The 7,224-nt window shown below is 71.2% G+C and carries 8 protein-coding genes; 5 read left to right on the top strand and 3 right to left on the bottom strand.

Annotated elements, in window-relative coordinates; translation table 11 throughout:
• The first annotated feature begins 228 nt into the window (after positions 1-228).
• From ACFXG1_RS32715 to ACFXG1_RS32725, 3 genes are all read left to right on the top strand, one after another.
• Positions 229-1,275 (top strand): LLM class flavin-dependent oxidoreductase, encoded by a 1,047-nt coding sequence (locus ACFXG1_RS32715; protein ID WP_384716661.1) that lies wholly within the window; start codon positions 229-231, stop codon positions 1,273-1,275.
• Positions 1,276-1,456: 181 nt separating this feature from the next.
• Complete coding sequence (locus ACFXG1_RS32720) at positions 1,457-2,875, top strand: hypothetical protein (protein ID WP_384745817.1); 1,419 nt, start codon at positions 1,457-1,459, stop codon at positions 2,873-2,875.
• Between the two features lie 152 nt (positions 2,876-3,027).
• Positions 3,028-3,441 carry a GNAT family N-acetyltransferase gene (locus tag ACFXG1_RS32725; RefSeq protein WP_384716667.1) on the top strand — a complete coding sequence of 138 codons (414 nt, stop codon included), beginning with the start codon at positions 3,028-3,030 and terminating at the stop codon, positions 3,439-3,441.
• A gap of 23 nt (positions 3,442-3,464) precedes the next feature.
• Here ACFXG1_RS32725 and ACFXG1_RS32730 read toward each other — a convergent pair whose 3' ends face one another.
• Positions 3,465-3,845, bottom strand: coding sequence for a MerR family transcriptional regulator (locus ACFXG1_RS32730; RefSeq protein ID WP_384716670.1), 381 nt, complete (start codon positions 3,843-3,845; stop codon positions 3,465-3,467).
• 66 nt (positions 3,846-3,911) lie between these two features.
• On the opposite strand from ACFXG1_RS32730, the gene ACFXG1_RS32735 reads away from it, so the two are divergent.
• Positions 3,912-4,775, top strand: coding sequence for a polysaccharide deacetylase family protein (locus tag ACFXG1_RS32735; RefSeq protein WP_384716673.1), 864 nt, complete (start codon positions 3,912-3,914; stop codon positions 4,773-4,775).
• 6 nt (positions 4,776-4,781) lie between these two features.
• Here the strand turns inward: ACFXG1_RS32735 and ACFXG1_RS32740 are convergent, their stop codons facing one another.
• Entirely contained in the window at positions 4,782-5,666 is an 885-nt protein-coding gene (locus ACFXG1_RS32740) for a YwqG family protein (RefSeq protein WP_384716676.1), read from the bottom strand.
• Between the two features lie 74 nt (positions 5,667-5,740).
• Positions 5,741-6,583, bottom strand: a complete 843-nt coding sequence (locus tag ACFXG1_RS32745) for an aminotransferase class IV family protein (protein ID WP_384716679.1) — start codon at positions 6,581-6,583, stop codon at positions 5,741-5,743.
• 105 nt (positions 6,584-6,688) lie between these two features.
• Here ACFXG1_RS32745 and ACFXG1_RS32750 point away from each other — a divergent pair, with 105 nt between their 5' ends.
• Positions 6,689-7,114: a MerR family transcriptional regulator gene (locus tag ACFXG1_RS32750; protein WP_384716682.1), complete on the top strand. Its 426-nt coding sequence runs from the start codon at positions 6,689-6,691 to the stop codon at positions 7,112-7,114.
• The last annotated feature ends 110 nt before the right edge of the window (positions 7,115-7,224 follow it).

Below are 7,224 nucleotides of genomic sequence, written 5' to 3' on the forward strand. Positions count from 1 at the left end.
CCTCCACACCTACAACCACCACCGCAGCCACACCGCACTGGCCGGCAAGCCGCCGATCAGCCGCGTTAACAACGTTGCAGGTCAATACACCTAGGAGGTGATTTCACGCCTCGGGGATCCGTTTCCTTGTGTGAGGTTCACATCCCGGACACTGTGAGGACGGCACTATCTCTCCCGGCTGGACCATCCGCTGGTTCGGCCATCCCACTCGACGGCGAGGAGAGCCGCATGCGGACCGGCATCGTCACGAAAGCAGAGCCGGGTGTGGAACACCTGGCCGCCCGCGCGGAGGAACTGGGCTTCGACAGTTTCTGGGTGTACGACACACCGATGATCCACGGTGATCCGTTCATGAGCCTCGCCCTCTGCGCCAAGTCCACCCACCGGATCAGGCTCGGTATCGGTGTCACCTCACCCGCGCTGCGCTCCGCGCCCGCCGCCGCGGCGGCGGTCAGCAGCCTCAACGCCCTCGCCCCCGGCCGCGTCATCTGCGGCGTCGGCACCGGGAACACGGCGCGACGTACGCTCGGTATGCGGCCCACGAAGATGGCGGAGCTGGAGACGTTCACGGCCGCCTTGCAGGATCTCACCGCGGGCCGTGAGTCGGACTACCGCGAGGGGACCCGGTCCAGCAGGGTGCGGTTCCTGCATGCCGGGCCGTATGTCGACACCGAGGCTCCTGTGGAGTTCGTCGTGGCCGCGTTCGGACTCAAGGCCGCCGCGGTCGCCGGCCGGCTCGGTGCCGGACTGATCTCCTTCGGGGCGCACGATCCCGCGGCCTGGTCCGCCCTCGGCCGGGCCCGGGGGGAGGCGGCGCGGGGCGCGGGCAGGGCCGGGAGGACCCGGTCGTATCTCATGACCTCCTTGCACATCCTCGCCGATGGTGAGGACCGCTACGGCGATCCGGTCAAGGACGCGACGGGGCATGTAGCGCTCTGCGCGCTGATCCTCAGCGCGGAGAACCCCGCGTTCCGGGCGGCCTTCCCGCTGGCCGAGGCCGCCGCTGTCGACCGGCTGCTCCGACTGCGCGGCACCAACCCCGCCGACCCCAGGTTTCACCAGGCGCTCTACCGCAACTATCTGGGCCGGCTGTCCCCCGAGGACCGCGATCTCATCGTGCCGTCCCTGGTGGACCGATTCGGCCTGGTCGGTACCAGGGACGAGGTCGTCGAGCGGATCGACGCGCTGGAGAAGTCGGGGGTCGACGAGCTGTTGATCCAGCCCGTGGTGGACCCGGAGACCGAGATGACCGAGTTCGTACGGCTGCTGGCCTGATCTTCGGCGAAGCAGGGCCGATGCCACTCGCATCGATACCGCCGGGGGTGGTCGGCCCGATCACGCGATCGGGGGCGGTCCGGGGGTGATCCCGCGCTGATAGCGTCGATCTCCGTACGAGGCCGGTGCGTTCGGCGGTCGACCGGGGCCGCGAGGGGGCGGAGCCGGCGAGGGAGTGGGCATGCGCGGGGGACGGGTCGGAGCGGGTGTACTGGCCGCGGTGGTGCTGGTGGCCGGATGCGGTGGCTCCGGTGGAGGCGAGGGGGACGACCAGGACGGCTCCCCGAAGGAGAAACAGCCCGCGGTGAAGGCGGCGAAGCTGTCGGTGCCGTCCGAGTTCCGTCCCGCTCAGGGGTGGGACGAGTCGCTGCCGTGGATACCCGGTTCGGTGCACTCGATTCCCGTGGCCGCCACCGACGACGGCCGAGTCGCCGTGATGCAGGTGGCGTCGGACGGATACACGGTCAAGGTGCGGGACGCCGCCGACGGAGCGGTGCGATGGAGTTCGGCACCCTGGAAGGTGCCCACCCCGGTCGAAGGCGCGGAGGGATCCGACGCCTCGGGTGAGCCGGCGGAGCTTCCCGGACTGGTCTCGGCCACCATCGGCGGCGCCCCGCATATCGTCGCCTGGGCGCACGGGACGCGGGGCAGCGACGAGCTGAACAAGGGGACGGAGATCCTGCGGCTGGCCGTCTTCCCGGCGAAGGCGACGGGACGGTCCGTCGAGCCGTTGCGGGAGATCGACGTGCCCGTCTCCGCCATGCCGGGCGATTACCAGATCAATGGGGGCGAGGACGGAAGCCTGCTGGTGGCGTGGGGCGACCGGGACATGTATCCGTCCTCGACCGCCGCGGTCGACCTGACCGACGGGAAGATCGCGGTCCACCGCGACCCCGACAAGCTGCTGCCGCAGTGTGCGCGGCAGACGATGTGCAGTGGCAGCCGCGTCATCGACGTCCATGACGGCAGTGTGCTGGTCGCCATGGGGAGCGGCGGATTCGGTGTTCCGGGCCGCTGGTCCAGCGGGGACTTCCGTCCCCGTGGCGTGCCCGCCGTCACCGGATTCCTCAACTCGCCCAACGGAGCCGTCTACGGCGCCGGTGCCGGACGGCTGCTCGCCGCCTGGCATCCCGTACCGTCCAGCGGTGCCGAGGCCGATCCGGTGTGGTCCGTCCATGATCAGGGCACCGGCGAGCTGTTGGCGAGCATGTCCTGCGACGCGGACGTGCCCGAGAAGAAGGACGGTGACCGGGACTACGCGGTCGGCTCGTCGCCCGACGGCCGTTTCCTGTTCGCCGGGCCGGTCGCCTTCGACCTGGAGCGCAAGAAGGGGCTGTGCCTGGTGGGCGACGGCAACCCCAAGACGGTGCTCCTCGCCTCGGCGGATGAGCGGGGGATCGCCTACGGTGCCGTGGAGGACACCGCCGACTCCGAGGCCCCGACCCTGGTGCGGCTCGATCTGACCACACCGACCGGCTCCCCCGAGGTCCTTCCCGCGGGCACCGAACTGCCCCTGATCACGGATCTGAAGGGCTCGGGCCTCTTCGTCACCCGGGACGCGAACGAGAACATCCTGGTCTCCCTGCGCCGCCGGAGCTGAGGACGGGGGAGTCCCTCGGCGGAGCCGGTGAACGGGAGTACGGCCCCGCGACGCCGGTCGGAAGGACGGTGGCGCGGGCCGGGGACGGCCGTCGGCTCACCACCAGGAGAAAACGGGGTTGACATCGGAGTGGGGTCGGTGAGGCTGGCGGGATGAACGAAGAGATCTCTTACGGCTGGCGCGACCCCGTCACCGACGACGAGATGACCGACCTCGTACGGTCGCACGGCGGCAACGCCGTCGCGGGCTGGTGGGACCGGATCAGGGAGTACAGCCTCGGCTGGGTGGCGGCCCGGGACCGTGACGGGCTTCTGGTCGGGTTCGTGAACGTGGCGTGGGACGGCGGGGACCATGCCTTCCTGATCGATACGAAGACCCGGGGCCCGTACCAGCGGCGCGGGATCGCGACGGCGGTCGTCCGGCTGGCGGCGGAGCGGGCGCGCGCGGCCGGCTGCGAATGGCTGCACGTCGACTTCGATCCCCCGCTGCGCGGCTTCTACTTCGACGCCTGCGGCTTCCGGCCGACGGACGCCGGGCTCATCCACCTGCCGTCCACGGGAGGGTGAGCGGCGCCCGGTCGTGACCGCCGTCAGCGCTCTCGCCGAGCGCGGTCCCGCTCGCGAACGGCGTCCACATACGCCTCTATCGCGTCGCGATTGCGGATGAGGACGTCGATCCGGCTGCTCATGCGGTCGCGCTCGTGCTCCAGGGTCGCCAGCATCTCGGGCGTGGGGTTGGGGAAGTAGATGGAGCGGGGCTGGTCGAGGCAGGGGAGGATCTGCTTGATGACCCGGGTGGGCAGGCCCGCGTCGAGCAGGCCCCGGATCTGGCGGACGCGGTCGACGTTGCGTTCGTCGTAGTCGCGGTAGCCGTTGGGGGTGCGGGCGGCGGCGATCAGACCCTGGTCCTCGTAGTAGCGCAGCAGACGGCGGGAGGTCTCGGTACGCCGGGAGAGTTCGCCGATGCGCATGGGGTCCACCTCATATCGGGACGCGGCTTGACCCTCACATCAGTGTGAGGGTTGGAGTCTACGGACATGGAACAGACGCTGTACGACTACAGTCCCGTCACCGAGCGGGAGCCGCTGCGCTGGCCGGGTGGTGCGCGGGTGGCCTTCTATGTGGGGCTCAATATCGAGCACTACCGGCTCGACCGGCCCTCCACCAGCACGTTCCCGGGGACGGCCGGGCTGACGCCCGATCCGCTGAACTACGGGTGGCGGGATTACGGGCCCCGGGTGGGGATCTGGCGCGTCATCGAGAGCCTCGACCGGTACGGGGTACGGGCCAGCGCCCTGCTGAACTCGGCGGCCGGGGAGCGGTATCCGCAGATCGTCGAGGCGGGGCGGGCCCGGGACTGGGCGTGGCTCGCCCACGGCAGGGACAACTCGACCTTCCAGGCGGGGATGGAGCCGGAGGAGGAGCGGCGGTATCTGACGGAGGTGGTGGAGAGCATCGAGCGGACCACCGGACAGCGGCCCCGGGGCTGGATGGGCCCGGCACTGACCGAGACGTTCCAGACGCCCGGGCTGCTGGCGGAGCTCGGTCTCAAGTACGTACTCGACTGGACCAACGACGATCAGCCCTACCGGCTGAACGTCCCCGGGATGATCAGCGTGCCGTACTCCGTCGAACTCAACGACATAGGGCTGTTCGTCAGCAAGGGCATCTCGGGACCCGACTTCGTGCGGATCGTCCGGGACCAGCTGGACCAGTTGTACGAGGACGCCACGCCCGACAGCGGCCGGGTGATGGCCCTGGCGCTGCACCCGTTCGTCATCGGCCAGCCGTTCCGCAGCCGCTATCTGGACCAGGCCCTGGAGTACGTCGTCAACCATCCCGGGGTGTGGGTGACCACCAGCGACGAGATCGCCGGGCACTACACGGCCGGGTCGGATTAGGCCGTCTCAGCCGCACTGCCAGGTGAACACCGCCTTGTCGAAGCGGCGCGCGGCCAGGTCGTCGCGGTGGATCAGCCAGTACAGGAGCCCGGCGTCGCCCCACATCATGTCGGCGTCGTCGTCACTGTCGAACTGGGCGAGCAGCACCCAGTCCGCCGACTCGGCCGTCAGCCGGGGGTCCCGCCGGTCGACGGCGCCGGCGTCGCCCCCGCCCAGGGCCGTCGCGGCGGCCTCCAGCTCCACCGGGTTCTGGATGGAGTGGGGATGGCCGCCTATGCGGTGGGCGGGGCCCTCGTCCTCCTCGGTGTCCCACAGCGCCTCGTCGAAGTCTTCGCCGCACACCGGGTGGTCGTACCGCTGCCAGGCCGGGGAGCCGGGGGAGAAGGCGTCCCGCAGGTCGGGGTGCCACGGCTCGGCCGACGTCATCGTCGGACGGGCCGCCAGATCGACCACGGGGTACGGGTCGAGGCCCTCGGGTGTCCCGCGCGGGAGGACGGGTTCGCCCGCGGGGACGTACAGCAGGCGGGAGCCCGGCCGGGTGTCCGGATACTCCGGGAGCACCACGGCCGAGCCGTCGTCCAGCTGCCCGTCGAAGTAGAAGAACAGCAGTGTGCCGTCCTTGGGGACATCGACGTCCAGCGCCTCGCGCGGCAGCGCCGAGCAGTCGGCCGAGGCGATGAACGACAGCGGGCCGTGGCCCTCCCACACGGGCCACGCCCATCCTGCGGGCAGTTCGGGTATCCCGCCGAGCCGGGCCGCCACCGGATCGCCCGGCCGGGCCGGGAGCAGACGGGCGGCGGGGCGCAGCAGCCCGAGCCATCGCTCGGCGTCGTCCGAGGACAGATGCCGGTGGGCGAGGTCGCGCAGGATCTCCGGGGTTCCTTGGGCCATGGGGACGATGATGCCCGGCGCCACTGACAACCGGCCGAAAGCCCTGATCGGGAGGGGGCAAGGGGCGGGAGCGGTCAGGGGGCGACCAGTGGCTCCGCCTCGTGGGCCCGGCGCAGCAGGGACGCGAACTCGGGGGCCGCCGGGACCGAGGTCGTGCCGATGCGGTGGACCGGGACCACCGGGGTCCACGAGTTCAGGACCGCGGCGCCCGCCAGCGACGTCAGATCGGCGGGGGTGACCTCCCGGTCCTCCTGGGGGACTCCGAGACGGGTCAGCTGCCGGCGCACCGTGCCCATCATCGTGCCGCGCAGCATCCGCGCCTCCGGCCAGATCACGGACGTGCCGTCCCAGAAGACCAGGTTCCAGATCGAGGCCTCGCTGAACCGGCCCGCTCCGTCGACGAAGGCGACGTCGTCGAAGCCCTCGGCCGCCAGCAGACGGGGGTAGTAGGTCTTGGCGATCTCCCCGACGTGCTTGATCTCCGGGAGGGGGCGTTCGTAGGGGACCACGGCCAGCGACAGGGGTCCCGATGGGCCGTTCGCGGGTGGCGCCGTGGACACCAGGAGGTCGAGGGCCGCCGAGGGGTCGGCGGGGGTGAACTCGCCTTCCCGGGAGTAGACCGTCGCCTTCAGCGACAGGTCGGCGGGGCCCGTCGCCAGGGCGTCCCGCAGCAGTTCGCGGACCCGCTCGTCGGGCAGCGCCCGGCCGAAGAGTTCGCCGGAGGCGTTGCGGAGCCGGTCCAGATGGAGATCGAGGCCCCGGATCCCGCCGTCGCGGACCTGGATCGCCGTGAAGTGGGCATAGCCCGCGAAGGCGAGCGGAGCCAGCTCGTCGGCGGTGGCCGGACGGCCGTTGAGGCGGGTGACGTAGGAGGAGAGGTGCGAGGAGCCGGAGGAACTAATCGGGGTGGTGGTCATGTTGGGAAGGTAGGGCCTCACATCGATGTGAGTTTCCAGTGGAAGCAGTGGACGTGGTGGACGTCACACGCGGTCGGGACGGGCGGGGGTACGGACGGTATGGGGATGAGGATCGGCGAACTGGCCAGGGTGACCGGGGTCAGCCCGAGGTTGCTGCGCTATTACGAGGAGCAGGGCCTGCTGACTCCGTACCGCGTCGGGACGCATCGCAGGTACGCCGCCGACGCGCCGGATGTCGTCGGCCATATCCGCGCCTTCCTCGACGCCGGGCTGCCGACCCGGGTCATCCGGGAGGTGCTGCCGTGCGTCGAGGGGCCGGGGCCCGCCCTGAACCGGTGCGCCGCCGGGACGCTGGAGGAGCAGTTGCGCGGCCTCGACGACCGGATATCGACGCTCCAGTCGAGTCGTAGCGCGCTCGCCGGGCTGCTGGCCGCGGCGCCGCGGCCGGGGGCTGAGCGGGCACGGGTCCCCGCCCAGCCGGTGCGGACCCCTGTCCGGCGGGTACGGGTTCCCGTCGGCCTCGTCGGCTGAGCCGTCCGCCCCGGGTGGCGGTAATCCGGTCCCCGGGGCGGACGGCTCGACCGGCGGACCGGCGGACGGCTCGACCGGCGGATCGGCGGATCGGCGGACCGGGGTCAGTC

This window comes from Streptomyces sp. NPDC059248, assembly GCF_042753905.1.
Lineage (GTDB): Bacteria > Actinomycetota > Actinomycetes > Streptomycetales > Streptomycetaceae > Streptomyces.